Source organism: Agaribacter flavus, from assembly GCF_042646125.1.
Lineage (GTDB): Bacteria > Pseudomonadota > Gammaproteobacteria > Enterobacterales > Alteromonadaceae > Glaciecola > Glaciecola flavus.
In genome coordinates, this window is the sequence record NZ_JBHRSW010000004.1 from 74,295 (window position 1) to 92,219 (window position 17,925).

The following is a 17,925-nucleotide window of genomic DNA, read 5'->3' on the forward strand; positions in this document are numbered from 1 at the left end:
TCAATGAGCTATACAATAATCATCATATTAATTACCGCGATCATCGTAGGAGGCATTGCTGCTTCAGCTGTACAACAGCATAAAGAGCGCAAAGAAGCCCAAAAACGAGAGGAAATTAATAAACACAAACAAGTGTTTGATGAGACAGAAGTCGCCGTTTCTGCGGCACTGCAAATGCCAGTTTCGCAAGCCCTCATCGCAATTTTACGCAAGCGCGCTCTGTTGGCGCTTAAAGGCATGTATACACAATCACCTTCTACCGAACTAAAGAAAAAAATGAAAGAGCTGAGTACGGCACTTGATGAGCTCAACCTCGATGCACCTGCTCCTGAACTATCAAGTTTTACCTTGCCCTCTACTGACAAAGTCATCATAAAGTATATTCAAGCGGTAAAAAAACTACGCCAAATTTTGCGGATTGAAACCACCAAAGGCAATGTGAGTGCAGATATCCACGCTCGTGAAGATAAAGTTCTAGAGTGTTTGCAATTGCGGATAAATGTAGAAACGCTGCACAAACGAGGAAATGATTCTGTCACCGCCGGTATGCAAGGTTCAGCTCGGCAATATTTTGAAAAAGCCATTGCCGCTTTAAAAAACCACGCGCCACAAGACGAGTACACACAAAATAGAGCCGCTGAACTAAGCAAAATGATTATGCAACTGGAGAGCACCGTCAAAGACAACAACATGCAAAACATTCTTGCTAAGAAAAACAAAGACAGCGAAGAAATTGATAATTTGTTTGCACCGAAGAAAAAGTGGTAATCTTACTTAAATTTGTAAAAACCTTGCGATAAAAAATCATAATTTATTAACAAAATTTTTTTATATTTAAAACACTATTTTTACCATAGCATAATGAAAATCTGCGATGACTATGGAAGAACTACGTGAAAAACAACAAACTCATTTTAAGTGCCATTTTAAGTGGATTGTGCGCGGCTACGATGTCATGTACCAATACCACTGCTCCAGTCGATACAAAAAATCAAATCAAGGCCATGGTGCCTACCTTACAAGCAAAATCAATCATTGAACAAAATGGTATGATTGTTGTTGAAGCTGAAAACTATGCATCACAAACACTCAATGAAAAGCGCACTTGGTTTACCTTTGGAAACGCTCCCGGTCAGCTAAAAGATCATAATTTTGCCGACCCAGACCTCACGCACATTGAAGGCGCAAGTAATTCGGCCTATTTAGAAATATTACCCGATACTCGCACCAACCACGACGAACTATTAGTTCACGACGAAAACTTCACCAATGAGCCAGGTAAAATGGCCGTGCTTACATACCCTATTTATGTAAAAACCCCCGGACGCTACTATGTTTGGGCTAGAGCATTTAGCACCGGACCTGAAGACAACGGTATGCATGTCGGACTAAACGGCGCTTGGCCTGAAAGCGGTCAACGCTTGCAACTTTGTAAAGGAAAGTTTAATTGGACTTGGTCGAGTCAACAACGACGCCCTGAAAATCACTGTGGCACACCTAACACACTTTGGTTAGATATAGAGAAACCAGGCCAACACACGCTAATGATCTCGATGAGAGAAGATGGAACAGAAATTGACAAGTTTATTTTGACGCAAGACAAAAACTATACACCAGAAGGCATTGGTCCCAAGGAAACCGTTTATACCCCACCTATCATGCAAGAGCGCACGCAATTGGTTGATATAAAAGAGTACTATAAAATCTTTTATGCAACGGAAGGATTTGCTCCCGCTCCAGAGGCAAAACCGTATTTTTACATTGATAAAACGCGAGCGGCGGCGGCAATTAACGCTGTCAAGCCTGCGGCAAGGAATGTATTCTTACGATCTAGCTTCACAGTACCTAAAAAATTGTCTGACGAAGTGTTTGCCATGAAACTCGTGACCTTGTCGGAAATTGATGGCGAGTCGTCTTATCGCGTGTTTATTAATGATAAACTAGTGGGTGAATATACCAATGCAGAAACATCCGTTGATTATAGCGAAAATACCTTTGATTTAGGTACACACCCGCTCAAACAAGGCGACACTATTCATGTCGAAGCTAATGCGGTGACCAATGGAAAAATTCCAGAGGGTGATATTACTGCATTTTCGCGTGGCAGATGGCGTGCCTTGGTAATTCAGCACGTAGGAGAATAGTCGATTATGTGGTCATACGCGCAATAAGAGGTTTCGCGATGAAGAAAGTGATTGCAGGCATATTATGCCTGCTCTGTCTGTTTCCGATAGGCCACGCTTACGCGGCGTCTTCTATTGATGCTTTGCTAATTACAGGTCGCTCAAACAAATTTCACAATTGGCAGGCGACCAGTGCCGCTATCGAACAACATTTGCGAGATGCTGGCATTTTTAAACTTAGCAAAATAGTGACCTCACCGGGTGGCGAATCTTTGGACAACTTCGCGCCCAATTGGTCAGATTATGACGTAGTTATCCTCGATTATGAAGGTGAAGAGTGGCCTAGTACCACCAAAGCCGCATTCGTTAAGTACATTAAAAATGGGGGTGGCTTAGTACTGATCCACGCGAGTGATAATAGTTTTCCGAATTGGCAAGAATACAACGAAATCATAGGCCTAGGTGGATGGGGCGGTGCAAATTTGCATTCCCCGCCATTGTCAACTAAAGGCACCCCAAAAGGCAGTAATCGAGATGAACGTTGGGGGCCTCGGATCTATTTTAAACATGGTCAGCTAGTGAGAGACCACTCACCTGGTGGCACCTTTCATCCGCCCAGTCAGGACTTCTTGGCCACTACTCGGAATTTTACTCATCCCATTACCAAAGGTATGCCAGAAAACTGGTTATTGAGTAAAGATGAACTTTACTCTCGACTGCGAGGTCCCGCCAAAAACATTGAAGTGTTGGTAACAGGTAAGGCCAACCCCGCTATTGGTCGCACCTCCCCTTACCATGAGCCCATATTGTTTACTGTGCGTTACGGCAAAGGCAGGGTTGTTCATAATACGCTTGGGCATGCTGGCGCAAGAGATACCGCCAAAGCCGAGTCATTAAATAGTGTGCCTTTTATCACTTTTGTACAGCGCGGTACCGAATGGGCAGCAAGCGGTGAGGTGACTCAAGCCTTGCCCGACGATTTCCCCACGGCGTACACTAAATCTAACCGAATAACCGCCCTCTCAGAATGGACTAAGCTTTTGGATAGTGACTTGACGGACTGGGAAATATTCATGGGTGTGCCTGACAAAAGTGTAAAGTTTAACGGCAATACCGCAATTGATTACGACAAACCTATTGGCTTGAATAACGACCCCAAAGGGGTGTTTTCTACGCATCAGGAAAATGGTGAGATAATACTGCACATCACAGGAGAAATCTTTGCCGGCTTAACCAGTAAGCAATCATTTAAAAACTATCACCTCCAATTGAAGATGCGCTGGGGAGATAAGAAATGGCCTCCTAGGCTAAACAAAAAGAGAGACTCTGGTGTTTTGTATCACGCCCATGGCGAACATGGGGCTTTTTGGGATGTCTGGAAAAGCAGCTTAGAATATCAAGTACAAGAATCCGACATGGGTGACTTCATCACATTGGCCGGTCCCACCGCAGATGTGAGGTTGAGTAAAAAAGAAAATCGGCATGTCTTTGATCTCAACAGTCAATTCCAAACTTGGGAAGGATACCTACACGCGCAAGTAGAGGCAGACCGACCACTCGGCAAATGGAATACGCTAGACATTTATGTATTAGAAGATCAAGCCATTCATATGGTCAATGGTCGAATAGTGATGGCGCTAAAAAATGCAAGAGACAAACATGGAAACCCGCTGACGGAAGGCCAACTGCAAATTCAGTCAGAAGCCGCAGAAGTCGAGTATAAGGACATTAGGATCAGGAACATAGACGCTTTCCCCCCTTTGTTAAAACTAAGAGCGAAGCTATAGCACTTTCAAAGCACTGGTCTTTTTGAACGATATTAAACACATATTTGTTATCAATTTGTGAAGACTTTAATTTTTAAAAGGCCGATGATATTCGCATAAGCTTTCAACTAGGCGAACATCATGGATATAAAACAAACGGCTCTATTTTCTTTCACCCTAATTACTGTATCTTTACTGACGGCTTGTGGCGGCGGTGGTGGTGATGCACCCTCAGCTGCCGCACCGCCGGCCATTTCCACCCCTCCAACTCCGCCGCCTCCTCCGCCACCACCAGCTCCTGAACCAGAGCCTGAGCCTGAGCCTGAAACAGAAGACAATACTGAAGATGATTCTCAACAAAATGACGGCACAGTATTAACGGGGGTGTTTATTGATGCAGCCGTTGCCGGTTTGCATTTCAAAACTGATTCTCAAGAAGGTAGTACTAACGCGGAGGGCGAGTTTTCATTTATTTCGGGAGAAAAAATCGTTTTCTCTATCGGCGACATCACATTTCCAGAAGTGGAAGCCAGCGAAATGATTACACCGTTAACTGTCTTCAATACTGACAATACCCGCGACCCACGCGTACTAAACATGGCACGCCTCCTTCAAACACTCGACCAAGATGGCACACCTGGAAATGGTATCACTATTACTGATGACGCCCACAATCAAGCAAATGGGGTCAGCGTAGATTTTTCATCGAACGATTTCGACGCACAAGTCAATGATGTTATCGCAAATGCGGGTGCAGATAAGACAAGCCTGATTAGTGCTGAAGAGGCACTCACGCATTTAGAACTCAGTTTGGGCAATATGGAGATAAGCACTGACACTTGCGATATTGAAACCGACAAAAAAGGGTTTACTGGACAACTGTCAAGTTTTGCCTACGAGGTGGCTGGTACAGTCACTGTTATAGACGGGTGTACACTCGAAGTGACCATGTTCACCTATGTAGACGGTGGCGCACCCAAAGTGCAATTTTACACTGGTAATAATCTCAACTTTGTGGGTGCTAACTCGTATGGTTTAGGTCCCAATTTAGAAGGTAAAACCTTTAGAGAAGAAACCATAGTACTGTCTCTACCTGAAGGTCGCTCAGTGAATGACTTTAATAGTCTTAGCGTGTGGTGTGTTGATTTTAACGTAGACTTTGGAAGTACGGTACTTCGCGCACCTTAAGGTCGGTTGAAACAGTTGGTCAAAGTAAAACGCACTTTGACCAACTGGATAGCATAAAATCAATTAGTTAGAGCGGTTATGCATATCCTCTACTTCCTGAATAAAGTCTAACTTTTCAGGCATTTTAGGCTGAACAAGTAAGCCATTTTTACTCGCATTGTCCCTGAAGTTATACATTCGATACCCCATATCTCTTACACTATCAATCATTTCGGGGAAAGGTTTGTCAGCAAGGTCAACTAAACCAACATTGTAATTTTCGCCATCCCCTCTTCCCGTTGGCGGTTGCTCGCCATACTGAAACCAGTGAGTTCCAACAATGTAAGGATTTAACAGTGCACTTTCGACATACTTTGTGTACAAATCCGCACGTTCTGATTGACTAAATGCTTCCACAATACCTAAGTGCAACGCACCTCTATCTAATGAACCAAAGTGAAATTCACCAATCATAATCGGTTTATCTACCCCTTCGGGCAAACCAACGTTGGTGACATTGTATTGATACTTGTTCATACTGATTACGTCAGTATACTTTGCCGCCATTTTTATTACGATATCACTGTTTGCCCACGCTAAACGACAACCCAAATATAGGGCGTTTGGAGCAATAGCCTCAAGTTCGTTGTGAACGGTTGAAAAATAGGTCTCTACTATCTTTTTGTAAAACGCAAGAATATCGTCTTTTGCTTTGGCCAAACTTGGCGCTGTAGTTGACTTAATGAGTGCTTGCCACGACTTATGTTTGGTCCCCCAAACTTTGTTTAGCGCGTTGATTGAGTCATATTTGGCTTTCAAGTCTTTAACAAACTCAAGCTTTGCTGGTTGGTCTGCTGGACTTTCCAAAGCCGCAATCGCCAATGATCCCTCGGTTCCCCAAGACAACTCATTTTCAATAAAGAAACCCAAACACCACGGGTCATTGACCGCATGTTCACGCCCTTGAAGCGCTTTTTTTACTTGGCTGCGAAATGAGGGATCGAACACGTCATGAAATTTACCCCAATAACCTTTAGACGCTTCTATTTTGCGCGTACCAAATACCCATACAGTCTCAGTGTAAGGGGTAATGCCAGCTTCACATAACTGTCGGTCGGACGCCACAGCCAATGTGTTCATGCCCCAGCTTCGCAACCTGCTATGCGCCATTCGGTCAAACTCTTGTTTCCAGTTTTCACCGTACTTCTTATACAAGTTAGAAGCAGTAAAGTTATATGTGTCGCGCTGCGCCAAGGTAGAATAATAGCCGTGCGATGCGCGACCAGCAGTACCATAAAATTTACCGAACTCGGAATCTTTTGCAGGCAACCATTCAAAATAATCTTCGCGATCCGTTGTGCCAGTAATTGCGGTTCCTGGGTGCACAACACCAACACCATGAGACCAGAACAATCGTCCTTCAGGATCGACTAACCACCACGCACCATTATACTTTTGTGTCCTAAAAAAGCCTGTCGCTTCAAGTTGAGGGCCAGTCTTCCAGCCGCCATATTGGTTAAAGTCCTCTGGCCCTGGTATCGCCGCGAGTTCTCTATCTTCTTCTATTGCTTGCTGTTTCAAGTCGTCGATAGATAGTGTTTTTCCTGGCCAGTGTGCGTGTTTGTATTGGCCAAATTGATCGACAAAGGGCAAAAACCCTTCGTTACTTACCCAACGAATGGGGTTTGTTGCTCGAATATTATCGATCAACAACTTATGCTTATTCGCAGGGTAATTGATCGTAACTTTTACCTCATCAATCTCACTTAAATCTGTTTTAGCTTGACCGGGTGCTGCACGCATTGCTAATAAGTTCAACGATTCCGTAAACCGCCATGGGGTCGTCGCGATATCGTCTGATACAGTTTTTGTCTCTCCTGGCGCAATATCAAAGCGGATTTCCATTTGCCATGCTTCCATTCCATCAGCAGGGTCACCTACTTTGAATATTATTCTCGCAGGGTGTTCACCCATATTCGTTATGTCCATTTTCACATGGTAGTACGGGTTTAAATCCCAACTGCCGCGTCCTTTTTTTATGGTCACACCCGGCGAACCAGAACGCAAACCCGTTTCTAGCAACAATTGATTCGAGCCTTTGTATTCAATCAAACTCACCTTTGCATCGTCTGTTTCAGTTAACGCCAAATCAAAACTGTTTTCGAAATCAAACATCACGATGCTGTCTGCAACACTTTTTTCTGCTAGCGCATTGTTGCCCAAGCATGCTTGGGCAAGTATTAGCCCTGTACACAACTGCTGTATTTTGCCTAGAAACTTTCTCTTCATACTCTACCTTTCGTAATTTTTGTTATCGACGTTTTCCGCTCTCTAAGCGAAAGACATACCAACTAACAATTTTTAGTAATATCAATATGTTATTCATTAACTAGTCAAATAGCTATTACATATACGGGCACTTAGCGTTCAATATCGAACAGCGGTTTGCAAATGTTTGTCAAATAGCACGCATGCCTTTTAATACAGCCTGCTACCAGGGCTTTGTATCCAATTCTCTTTTACATATTCTGTATCATCGCAAGTGATGTGCAATGTGTACGCATGCCTTGATTTTTCGGATGTATTAGGTGCGCTAAAATGAGGTAATAAACCATTGAAGGCCACTAATGTTCCTTTTTTTACTTCAAGAGGCATCGCACTCTCGTCGGCAGGCCATGGCGTACAATCAAGTACCTTTAATTCAGTTGAATCATCGGCAAACCGCATAAATTGTTCGCGCAAGGGAGAATCAAAAAAGACCGCACTATTCGCATCAGCCGTTTTTGGTGCTTGTGCTTGCACTTGCAAACAACCATTTTCGATATTGGCATCTTCAACTGCCACCCAGAACGTGACAACAGAAATAGGATGTGTGTAAAAATAGGTAGCATCTTGATGCCAACGGATCACGCCACCTATTTTAGGCTGCTTAAAAATATACATCGACTGGCGAATACTGGGCGCTTGTATGCCAAGGTTGCGCGCTAATAGCTTTATTTTACTTGAATGGCTGAATGCCTTGAAAACTGGATGCAATATGTGTAGAGCATGTCCTATTTTGTTAATACTTAACGACTTTTCTTGCCGCAAATTGCCATGTTCATCAAAGGCCTCTTCTTCAAAAAAACAACGAACCTTGTCACTAGATCCCAAGAAATAGTCGTTTCTGGTTTTCTCGTGATCTTTAGTCGAAAAAATTGCGCGACTCTGCGAAGGGTCAAAGTCTTCAACAACTTGATTCGCGGCCGCTTGAATGGCATGCATTTCTTCTTCAGAAAAAAAATCCGCCAAGACCAGAAAACCATTTTTCTTATAGTCCAACAATTGTTGTTGATTCAGCATTATTTCCTCTTGTTTGGTAAAGCGTGTAATGTTGAGTTCTGCGTTCAATAAAATATACGAGTTTTGCTGTAGCTATACTCTACTCCAATTTAAAATAGCCATACTCTGAAATGTCAGTCGTTTAACAAGGTGTCACCGACTTGAATAAGGCAGCCTTCTCCTTTCGTTAAAATAGCATTGCCGCCAAAAAATGCCCCTGGATGATCCCTCATCGGGTTTAGTTCACGCAATACACCAAGAGGTTGGCTAGGCTCGAGTCTGTCACCATTAAGCTGATCGATGGTCGTCACCGGACAACGCTCACAAGGTTTACGGATAGACAATTGAAACTGACCATTAATGTCACTGCAGTTTTGATAAAACAACTCATGAAAAGCAGATTCACAGTTATCTATGACAATATTTGGGCGAAATCGCTCAATACCTATCGCCGAATATCCCTGCTCAACAAGTAGCGTATTCACCGCTTGCAAACTCACCATTGAAGTGATCAAATAAGGAAAGCCATCGGCAAAATAGGTATTGGCTAGCTCTTCATCAAACAAATATTTTTTCTTCAGCTCACGCTTGTGTTGTCTATCAAATCTAATCAATCGCAAAGCATGTCGTCTAAATAGACCGACTGTTTCAGTAAGCCACTCACTAACATGCACACCTTCGTCAAACCCATAAACCTGATCTGACCAAACACGCACAGAAATTTTGTTCCTTTCCTCATTGTTTGCCAGCGGAATTGTAACTTGACCAGTGAGTTTGTTAGATAGTATCAACTTCCCTTTAGACAGTTTTGTGCTAATCGTTGCTAACAGGGGCAGCTGTCTTTGGGTAACAAAATAACCATTTTTATCAACCAGCATCCACTCGCGATCATAAGGAAAGCCTTCCGTTTGCAAGGTAGCTTGCGATAACTCAATGCCTTGGAGAGATTTAACAGGATAAATAAATAAACGAGTAATTTTCATTTAAACAAAGAGACTTAATTTATATTCACATTTACAGAAGATTATACTTGTTCCTCGATGCTTAAGTATATTGACTATTTCCGTAGCAAAACGAACCGAACTAGTTTTAATATAGTGCAAATTTTGCGTTTTTAGTATCTTAAGCCTCTAAAATTCAAACAATATCGGCCTTGTCCTTTTGAGTCGTCAAGAAACCTTATATAATGAATGGATAAACCTACCACAATCTTACAAGCGAGCGTTTTCATTGCTGTTTTCTGACCTTCCACTCGATTTTAAACTGAAGAAATCCATCGAAATACAGGGCTTTAACGAATTAACAGAAGTGCAAACGCGCGCAATAACCAAGGGCTTGCTTGGTCAAGATTTAATGGTCGCGTCAAAAACTGGGTCAGGAAAAACCCTCGGGTTTTTAGTGCCCGCAATTAATCGTTTGTTGACCCAAAAGCCCTTATCGAAAAGAGACCCGCGTGTACTCGTATTAGCGCCAACACGAGAGTTAGCCAAACAGGTCTTTATGGTCGCTAAAAAGCTCATACAAAACACTCGGCTGTCCTGTGCATTGGTCGTTGGTGGCGAAAACTTCAATACCCAAGCAAAATATTTAAAAAAGAATCCCGACATAGTTATTGGCACGGCTGGGCGTATTGCTGATCATATTGATGCAAAGCATGTATTTTTTAATGGTCTAGAATTACTTATTCTCGATGAAGCAGATCGCATGCTAGAACTAGGCTTTAGTTCGCAACTCTCACTTATTCATGAGCAAGCTAATCATCGTAAACGCCAGACCATGATGTTCTCTGCCACAGTGGACTCTGCAGAAATGAGCAGGATGACCGATAACTTACTAAATTCACCTGAAAAGATAGTCATCGACAAGGTGAGCGTCCCCCACACGGGCATTGAGCAACGGTTTTATTTGTCTGATCATGTGGATCATAAAGACAAACAATTGCTTGCTTTACTGAGGCTTAGTGCTCGCCAACAGGCTATCGTGTTTACCGCAACTCGAGATGATACTGCACGTATTCAAACCGCATTGAATGAAAACGGTCACAATGCCCTATTTTTACACGGTGAACTGTTGCAAAACCAACGAAATGCCGTACTCAATGATTTTCTTAATAATAAAGCCGATGTACTCGTCACCACAGACTTAGCGGCTAGAGGCTTAGATATTCGTAATGTAGCACTGGTAATCAATTACGATTTGCCTAAACACGCAGACGAATACATACACCGAATAGGACGCACAGGACGTGCAGGTGACAATGGTATAGCATTGTCACTGGTTGGAAAACGCGACTGGTGGAGCTTTAAAGCAATTCAAACGCGATTAATGCAGAGTTTTAAATTCTCAGAACTTGAAGATTTTCCCGCTCGTTTCAAAGGTCTCGTTTCACCCAAAAAGCAAGCGCAAAAACCCCTCATCGATAAAAACCAAAAATGCAACAAAGCGTCTGAAAAAACTGTCGGAAAAGCCAAAATTGTGCGTAAAAAGCACGAGGCCAATGCTATAGACATTGGCAGTATGCCGATGAAGAAAAAACGTAAAGCTGAAGACTAGGGTCTGTACACCAAAGGTCAACAGCCCCTAATTTCGCCTACTAGAAATACCAATCAAGGCTGACTTGTAGGTGATCATCTTCACGAATGCTGTACAGTAAGTCGACACTTTCACTGCTTTGAATAATCCGGACATCGGCACTAAATTTAAAGCTATTTCCTAATCGCCGAGAAAACTCAAACAAGAACGACGATGTGCTGTGCTCCAAATCCGTCCCCAAACCCATCAATAACTCGCTGCTCTGGGCATCATTTAAGGCGACGCGGGTACCAATGTACAAGTCATTCTGAAAAATGGTGGTGATTTCAGTATCACTTCCCTCACCTCTTGAGTCCCATGCATGCTCCATTAACAAACCAACATCAATAACCGAATCAAACACCCCATAAAAAGTGTGCTCCAAACCTGCTTGCGAAGCCCAGTGATTGCCCGTATTGGTATTGCGATAAATCGCCTCTACCTTCCACAACGTATCACCTGTGATCATCTGGCCATCCAAGCCAAACTGCTCCATCTGCTGATAAAACTGGTGCAATGCTACTCCCTGTTCGTTTACATTTAAGGTGAGAAGAGGCTCTCGGTTTGTTCCTCTAAACCAATGGGTACCAATATCGATATCACCAATGCTATGACTCCAACGAATAGCAAAATCAACATGCTCATCTTCTTTAGAAGATTCATAACTGACCTGATCCGTATCTATAGGAAGCGCAGCACGTAAGCGACCATCTGTACCAGGAAAAGTACGCTCGCGAAAAAGGGGTAAAACGAAAACATCCACTATTCCCCAATCGTATACACCCGAAAAATTGAGCATGGCTTGACCCAATTTATCTTCACCATCAAAGTCTTCAACTGCGTCGGTTTGGTTGATGACGTCAACTAAATGTTGAAATTCGGTTACCCCCCAAAATTCTTTCCGTATTCCGGCTCTTAGCTCCCACCCATCGCTGGCATATATGTAAGAAAACTCTCTGATATCTCCGTGGTTTCGCTCTTCGTCTTGGCTATCAACACGATAAAAGGGTTTAAAGGTAAAGCTATTCTTGCCATTGTCTGATGACCAGTACAATTCCGGCTCTGCCAGCATCGACACTTGTGTGTTTTGCAATTGCCCCGCAAACAAAGGCTCATTGACAAAATAGCGACCTTCAATCCCTAGCCGACCACTGACTTCAAATGATCCAGCATAACTAAGGGGTACACACGCAAAGCAGGCAAATGCACTTAATATGCTTGTTTTATTATTCACGATTGACATCATTTTGCTCGCTTAAGCGCGTTCCGATTAAAATCTGATTCATCAAGACCGGTCTTAAACGCGTAATTACTCCACTCTAGTGTCGTACTCTTACCCGTTTGGTGATTGACCATTTCAGCTTTACCTGGTCGCCAAAATTTGCCTAAAAACTGTTGATAGTCTTCAAAAATCAATGTTTTAAGTAAACTGTTTTTGCGATCATAAAAGTCTATTTTTTGTGTACGATATTCTTCTTTGTCTAACCAAACTACACGTCTTGTGTAACCAGAATTTTCATCCACTGGGTACTGCTCTACTACATAATTATCTAGTTTATTGAACGCTTCATCTCGCAAATACTTATAGGTGTATTTTTCGACCTCGAAAGAGCTTAGATCTTCAAAAGAAAACTCAGTTCCCATAAATGGACCAGACTTGTTGCTCGACGAAATACGCTTTACGCGCTTTAGAGCTGGTAAGTATAACCATTGATCATCGGGTCCAATTGGGTGGGAAAAACTTAAAAATGCCGTGCCTTTAACATCTTTGGGTTTGTTAAAAATGGTTAAGCCTTTATCACCATCGTTTTCTTGTTCAAGCGTTTTTGATACGATTTCTCGCTCGCTTTCTTCACCTTGTTTATTGCGCAATACCATGCGCATATCAGCGTAGCTATCCTGCCAACCACGATCTCGGTTTTTAGCTTCAATGGCTATGCGCAAGCCCTTTTCTTCTGGAGTTTCAGCACTTACCATAGCAGCTGATCCAAGCGTAATAATAGCTAACATAGCACTTGTGCAGGTGTTCCAAAGCGCTGCCATTGACACCTTTTTATTCAATTTCATCGCACGATTCCTTATTCAAAATTCAAATTTGTTTAGCAACTGAGACTTGTTCACTTGCCTGAGATTGGTTTGGTTTGCCTTTGTTGTCCAGCCAAATCAACAGTGGTGGCAAAAAGAAAAAATCTACAACTAAGGCAATAATAATCGTCATCGCAGTGAGTAGCCCCATATCGGCGTTCATCACAAAACTCGACTGCGCCAGTACTGCAAACCCTGCCGCCAGTACAAACGTCGTAACAATCAATGCTCTTCCAACATTGTCAAAGGCATAGTGCACTGCATCAATAGCATCCAGTGACTTTTCTCTTTTAGCTCTGAGATATTTACTTAAAAAGTGTACCGTATCATCCACTACAATACCTAAAGTCATCCCCACAACCACTGACAATCCTAGGCCAACATAGCCATGGAAAAGTCCCCACATACCAAAACCAACCGCTGCAGGTACAAGATTGGGCACGAGACTAATCAACCCATACCGCCAACTCTTTAAAGCGATACCCAGCATCAATGAGATCAGCAGTAGAGCCAAACTTGTGCCCACAAGCATACTATAAATACTGCGCTGACCAATATGAGAGAACATTACACTTGGGCTCGCAACAACAGCAGTGTAGCCATTGCCATTTTCAACAAACCATTGATTAATTGCTTGCTCAAGTGCCAACATTTCATTGCTAGTGATGTTTTGCAATGTTACTGATATTTTTGACGCCGACTTATCTACATTTAATTGATTATTTAAGTCTAAGCCATAAGGTAAGGACATTTCATAAAGCAGTAAATATTGTGCGGATAAGGCTTGGTCGTTTGGTAAGGTATAATAGTTTTCATCATCCGCATGCATGTTTTTGTTCAAGCGCTTCAGTGTATCGGTTATGGTATTGACGTGATCAACTGATTCAATGTTTCGTAACCACTCAGCAAAATCAGCCACCGTTTGTAAGTATAATGGACTATTTATACCACTGCTTTCGCCAGACTCGACGGACACTTCTATTAGCGCCATACCTGAAATATTTCCTTGCATATAGTCAGCCGCAGTGCGAAATGCCACTGTTTCATCGAAATATTTGACGAAGTCGTCGTTTAATTCATTCTTAGGAAGGAACACCGAGCTCGCCATAATAATAGCAGCCATACTGGGCAAGAGTAGCTTCCTGTTCGAGACAACAAAACTCGACAATTTATGCATTTGATTGATTTTGCCCTCTTCGTCAACTTTCACCCTGATTGGTAATACACGCAGCATGGCAGGAAAAAGAGTGATAGAAAAGACAAAGGCCAGCATTACCCCGAGCGCAACCAAATTTCCCAGATCATGAAAAGGGGGCGAATCAGAAAAATTCATGCTCAAAAAGCCAATAGCGGTCGTCAAACTTGTTAAAAATATAGGTTGAAAATTTAATGCTAAGCTGCGTTTGATTGCATCTTGTTTTGTCGCACCTTTTCGCATTTCGTAAAACATAGAGGTCAAAATATGGATGCAGTCAGCAACGGCTAAGGTCAATATCATGGTAGGCGCAGAAGAAGATGGGCCTGTTAAATACATACCAGACCAACCGGCAAGTCCCATTGCAACCGCAATGCTGAGTATAATAATCACTACTGTCGCGATCGTTCCAGATATCGTACGTAGCAACACGCCAATGGTGACCACAACGATTAAAAACATAAGCGGTACTAGTGTCGCACTGTCATTTAAGGCCGCTTCAGTAAACGAGGTATTCATCATGACCATTCCGGCCAAATATACATCCGCATTAGGGTATTCGCTTAAATAAGTCGCTTTTATTTGTCGCGCACTTTCTGCCACTTCTGGCACTTCTTTACCAATATCCACACCGGGAAGCTGAACGGTTACATTGACAACCGACACATGCCCCGTAGGAGAAACCGTCTTATTAACCAAGAATGGCTCGTTTACCGCGATATCTTTGATCTTTGCGAGCGCAAGCTCATTGAGATTAGCCGTGCTTTCAACTAATTTTTCGACAATCATGTCATCTTCTTCAGCATAAGTATGCTGAAAATTTGTTACCGAATCGACTCGCGTTGAGTAAGGAATTTGCCAACTCGCTTTTGTCAGTGATTTGAGCGAGGCTAAGTGCTCAGCTGAGAATACATTTCCGTCTTTAGGTGCAACCACAAACGCCACATTGTCCGTTTTGCTGTATACATTTTGCATTGCCTCAAAGGCCAGTAATTCTGGATTGTTTTCACCAAAAAACACACGATAATCGCCCTTGAATACTAAATTTTGCGCACCCATCGCAGCCAAAAAAGCAAACACAATACTAAAAGCAATGACCCACAAAGGGTGCTTGTTTACAAAATCAGATAGTTGATTAACCATAATTCGATCCCTTGACATTATTGACGTTTCGTCATTATAAGTATTTTAAAAACGACTCATTGAGCCGTTCAGTTCATTGGCGATTGCAAACCGAAGATCACCAACATGTAAGAGGATACGTCTATAAATCTAAGCGAAGGCCAGCTTGCGCCAATTTTGCTAATTCCTCTGGGAATATCGTTTCCAATGCTTTGACTACCTCTTTCTTGTAGTCTCGGTCACCACTCAAAGGCAGCCATTGCATACCATCTAACAGAAAATTGTTGTTGTTAAACAGCTCTCTCTCTACTTTCAAACCGGCGCGAACATCACATTTCTCATCCTGTTGACTCAATAGCGAAATGATACCGTAAGCCATGGACCAATTTGAAAAACATACCTGTTCCACACCCATCGTTTCAGGCATCTTAAAATGCTGCTTGTCCACCGCTTCTTGAATGATACCGCCTATAATTAGTAAAAGAGTTGTTTGCTTAGCTTCAAATGTATCAATCCGCGTCTGAGCGCATCTTTCCAAAACACTTGGGCTCCTCGCGCACAACTCCACCGTAAACAAAACAGGATGTAATAGGGAATACATCAAATAAGAAAAATTCACCAACAACATCCTTTCTCTAGGCGAACCCTCGTATTTTGCCGCTCGAGCAAAAAAATCACACAGAATGACAAGTGATTGATTATTGATCGCTAGGATGACATCTTCTTTGCCATTAAAGTGTTTATATACCGTACCTTTGGAAAACGGCACTGACGCCACTACTTTGTCCATAGTGAAATTCTCTACACCCTCACGTTCAATAATATTTAACGCAGCCTCAATAATCATCTGCTCCCGAGCTAGCAGACTTTGTTCATCTAACACACGAGGTGACATCTAATTCTTAATCACTCTTATAAATCGCTTCAAACAAAAAAACCCAATAATGACGATTCGTCATTTATAGTGTAGATTAAAGAACATATTTGTCAACGGTAAATTCTGCAGAGTTCGGATTTAGCCTAGTAAAGCCCCAAAACAAAGTAACAGGGCTCGGATAAACACGATCATTAAAAGTCGCTAGGAATCCGCCCAGTAGTGATGTAATGCGCCCAATCGCTTCGTTTTCGAGCAGCACACTCTGCTGCAGCACGGTCAATATCATAGGGAACCCTTATGTGCTCGATAAACCAAGCAGCATTGTCGTTTTTTTCAATAAGCGCATAGGACGCAAAAGGGTTAAAATTTTCCATTGCATGTTTATAAGGTAAATCATCCGTGTAGGCCTGCAAGCCGACACTTCCAGGATTAACGATCCACTGTTTTGTACTCAAGTAAATAGCGCGCGGAATATGGGTATGACCACAACAAATCACCTTGGAGTTTTGTCCACCCGACAAGTACACTATATCTTTGTCTTCACGAATGCGCGGCCGACCTGACTCAACATTCTCCAAGAAATAAATCAAATCACTTTGTGGACTGCCATGACACAAATACACATCTTCAGTCAGCTGTTTATCAAAAGGCAGTGATTTTAGCCATGTGATCGCGTCTTTTTCCAAATCATCAAGAATAAACTGCATGGTAGGATTGGAGGCGATTTCGTCTTGCGTAGACTCATATATTTGCCGATCTTGATTGCCCGATATTGTCACAAAATCGTGTTGCATCAATAATTCAAACGTTTGCTTTGGCGCAATCGGCCCATACAAAATATCACCAAGGTTTGCACAAACATCCACCCCTCGCCTTTCTATATCCTTGATAACGGCATCTAAGGCATACACGTTGCTATGAATATCAGAAATCAGTGCTATTTTCATAAATCTATAGATGTTGAATAGGCGGTATTGTTTGCTTTATCAAATACCACTATACCCGATTGTTTTTCATCAAGAGAGGCTAAACAATTACCTTGCTCATCCCATATTGCACTGCAACCGAAAGACACAAAGTTATCAGCAGGACCAAGACCATTTGACATCATTACAGTAATGCCAAATTGCTTTGCAATCTTTGCATAATGCACATACCCTCGTTCGACGCCCTCCTTGTTCTTTGCAACGCTTGCAAGATAAAAATTAGCGTCGGCAGACACAGCTTGTTCAACATGAGGCATTAGCATTGATTCGTAGCAAATAGCAGGGGCGAGAATATTGTTGTCGCACCCAATGTAAACTGATTGCTCACCTGCGACAAAATAAGGCAGCTCATCTTCATGTAAGATTTGCTTGGCATACAAACTACGTGCTTGTTGGGGTTGAAAGATGACTTGTCCAATTTGCAAGGCCTTGTCTTTTTTAACAGGTATACCTAGACAAATAATGATGTTGTTTTCATCACTCAAGGTTTGGAAAACTTGCAGGTTTTGGTCGTCAACAGATATTGCTGAATCGCACGCGTTTTCCGCTTCGTAGTTAGAAAGAGAGAGTTCTGGGAAAAATATTAAATCACAGTTGTGCTCCACCGCAACCTTAGTTAACTTGATGTGCTTAGAGATATTCCCTTGAATATCTCCTGATTTTGACTGAAGCTGAGCTGCGGCTAGCTTCATCTATTACCCCACGAGTGACA

At 42.5% G+C, this 17,925-nt stretch carries 14 protein-coding genes; 5 read left to right on the forward strand and 9 right to left on the reverse strand.

What is annotated here, in order from left to right; all coding sequences use genetic code 11:
• Positions 1–3: 3 nt before the first annotated feature.
• The 4 genes from ACFOHL_RS00375 (at position 4) to ACFOHL_RS00390 (ending at position 5,077) form a co-directional block, all read left to right on the forward strand.
• Positions 4–768, forward strand: coding sequence for a hypothetical protein (locus ACFOHL_RS00375; RefSeq protein WP_376918212.1), 765 nt, complete (start codon positions 4–6; stop codon positions 766–768).
• 125 nt (positions 769–893) lie between these two features.
• Positions 894–2,144 (forward strand): hypothetical protein, encoded by a 1,251-nt coding sequence (locus tag ACFOHL_RS00380; RefSeq protein ID WP_376918213.1) that lies wholly within the window; start codon positions 894–896, stop codon positions 2,142–2,144.
• Between the two features lie 38 nt (positions 2,145–2,182).
• The gene (locus tag ACFOHL_RS00385; RefSeq protein WP_376918214.1) at positions 2,183–3,910 is read left to right on the forward strand and encodes a family 16 glycoside hydrolase; all 1,728 of its coding nucleotides are present in this window, start codon (positions 2,183–2,185) and stop codon (positions 3,908–3,910) included.
• 120 nt (positions 3,911–4,030) lie between these two features.
• Positions 4,031–5,077: a DM13 domain-containing protein gene (locus tag ACFOHL_RS00390; protein ID WP_376918215.1), complete on the forward strand. Its 1,047-nt coding sequence runs from the start codon at positions 4,031–4,033 to the stop codon at positions 5,075–5,077.
• A 63-nt stretch (positions 5,078–5,140) separates the two neighbouring features.
• Here the strand turns inward: ACFOHL_RS00390 and ACFOHL_RS00395 are convergent, their stop codons facing one another.
• The 3 genes from ACFOHL_RS00395 to ACFOHL_RS00405 all read right to left on the reverse strand — a co-directional run bounded on the left by ACFOHL_RS00395 (position 5,141) and on the right by ACFOHL_RS00405 (position 9,360).
• Complete coding sequence (locus tag ACFOHL_RS00395) at positions 5,141–7,345, reverse strand: beta-agarase (RefSeq protein ID WP_376918216.1); 2,205 nt, start codon at positions 7,343–7,345, stop codon at positions 5,141–5,143.
• 189 nt (positions 7,346–7,534) lie between these two features.
• Positions 7,535–8,398: a phytanoyl-CoA dioxygenase family protein gene (locus ACFOHL_RS00400; RefSeq protein ID WP_376918217.1), complete on the reverse strand. Its 864-nt coding sequence runs from the start codon at positions 8,396–8,398 to the stop codon at positions 7,535–7,537.
• 113 nt (positions 8,399–8,511) lie between these two features.
• The gene (locus ACFOHL_RS00405; protein ID WP_376918218.1) at positions 8,512–9,360 is read right to left on the reverse strand and encodes an MOSC domain-containing protein; all 849 of its coding nucleotides are present in this window, start codon (positions 9,358–9,360) and stop codon (positions 8,512–8,514) included.
• A gap of 178 nt (positions 9,361–9,538) precedes the next feature.
• Between ACFOHL_RS00405 and ACFOHL_RS00410 the strand changes: the two genes are divergently transcribed.
• Complete coding sequence (locus ACFOHL_RS00410) at positions 9,539–10,930, forward strand: DEAD/DEAH box helicase (protein WP_376918219.1); 1,392 nt, start codon at positions 9,539–9,541, stop codon at positions 10,928–10,930.
• 40 nt (positions 10,931–10,970) lie between these two features.
• Here the strand turns inward: ACFOHL_RS00410 and ACFOHL_RS00415 are convergent, their stop codons facing one another.
• The 6 genes from ACFOHL_RS00415 to ACFOHL_RS00440 form a co-directional block, all read right to left on the reverse strand.
• Positions 10,971–12,194 (reverse strand): hypothetical protein, encoded by a 1,224-nt coding sequence (locus ACFOHL_RS00415; protein WP_376918220.1) that lies wholly within the window; start codon positions 12,192–12,194, stop codon positions 10,971–10,973.
• Positions 12,191–13,015 carry an outer membrane lipoprotein-sorting protein gene (locus ACFOHL_RS00420; protein ID WP_376918221.1) on the reverse strand — a complete coding sequence of 275 codons (825 nt, stop codon included), beginning with the start codon at positions 13,013–13,015 and terminating at the stop codon, positions 12,191–12,193. The genes ACFOHL_RS00415 and ACFOHL_RS00420 overlap by 4 nt, the downstream gene beginning before the upstream one ends.
• Before the next feature lie 22 nt (positions 13,016–13,037).
• Positions 13,038–15,371 (reverse strand): efflux RND transporter permease subunit, encoded by a 2,334-nt coding sequence (locus ACFOHL_RS00425; protein WP_376918222.1) that lies wholly within the window; start codon positions 15,369–15,371, stop codon positions 13,038–13,040.
• A 121-nt stretch (positions 15,372–15,492) separates the two neighbouring features.
• Positions 15,493–16,245, reverse strand: a complete 753-nt coding sequence (locus ACFOHL_RS00430; RefSeq protein ID WP_376918223.1) for a TetR/AcrR family transcriptional regulator — start codon at positions 16,243–16,245, stop codon at positions 15,493–15,495.
• Positions 16,246–16,418: 173 nt separating this feature from the next.
• A complete protein-coding gene (locus ACFOHL_RS00435) occupies positions 16,419–17,174 on the reverse strand; it encodes a metallophosphoesterase family protein (RefSeq protein ID WP_376918224.1) in 756 nt (251 codons plus the stop codon).
• Positions 17,171–17,905, reverse strand: a complete 735-nt coding sequence (locus ACFOHL_RS00440; RefSeq protein ID WP_376918225.1) for a carbon-nitrogen hydrolase family protein — start codon at positions 17,903–17,905, stop codon at positions 17,171–17,173. Before ACFOHL_RS00440 ends, ACFOHL_RS00435 begins: the two co-directional genes overlap by 4 nt.
• Positions 17,906–17,925: the final 20 nt, after the last annotated feature.

Excerpts from the sequence above, each read along its gene's own strand:
- ACFOHL_RS00415 (WP_376918220.1), bottom strand. The coding sequence starts at position 12,194 with ATGATGTCAATCGTGAATAATAAAACAAGCATATTAAGTGCATTTGCC.
- ACFOHL_RS00375 (WP_376918212.1), top strand. The coding sequence starts at position 4 with ATGAGCTATACAATAATCATCATATTAATTACCGCGATCATCGTAGGA.
- ACFOHL_RS00405 (WP_376918218.1), bottom strand. The coding sequence starts at position 9,360 with ATGAAAATTACTCGTTTATTTATTTATCCTGTTAAATCTCTCCAAGGC.
- ACFOHL_RS00435 (WP_376918224.1), bottom strand. The coding sequence starts at position 17,174 with ATGAAAATAGCACTGATTTCTGATATTCATAGCAACGTGTATGCCTTA.
- ACFOHL_RS00420 (WP_376918221.1), bottom strand. The coding sequence starts at position 13,015 with ATGAAATTGAATAAAAAGGTGTCAATGGCAGCGCTTTGGAACACCTGC.
- ACFOHL_RS00390 (WP_376918215.1), top strand. The coding sequence starts at position 4,031 with ATGGATATAAAACAAACGGCTCTATTTTCTTTCACCCTAATTACTGTA.
- ACFOHL_RS00425 (WP_376918222.1), bottom strand. The coding sequence starts at position 15,371 with ATGGTTAATCAACTATCTGATTTTGTAAACAAGCACCCTTTGTGGGTC.
- ACFOHL_RS00395 (WP_376918216.1), bottom strand. The coding sequence starts at position 7,345 with ATGAAGAGAAAGTTTCTAGGCAAAATACAGCAGTTGTGTACAGGGCTA.
- ACFOHL_RS00400 (WP_376918217.1), bottom strand. The coding sequence starts at position 8,398 with ATGCTGAATCAACAACAATTGTTGGACTATAAGAAAAATGGTTTTCTG.
- ACFOHL_RS00430 (WP_376918223.1), bottom strand. The coding sequence starts at position 16,245 with ATGTCACCTCGTGTGTTAGATGAACAAAGTCTGCTAGCTCGGGAGCAG.
- ACFOHL_RS00440 (WP_376918225.1), bottom strand. The coding sequence starts at position 17,905 with ATGAAGCTAGCCGCAGCTCAGCTTCAGTCAAAATCAGGAGATATTCAA.
- ACFOHL_RS00385 (WP_376918214.1), top strand. The coding sequence starts at position 2,183 with ATGAAGAAAGTGATTGCAGGCATATTATGCCTGCTCTGTCTGTTTCCG.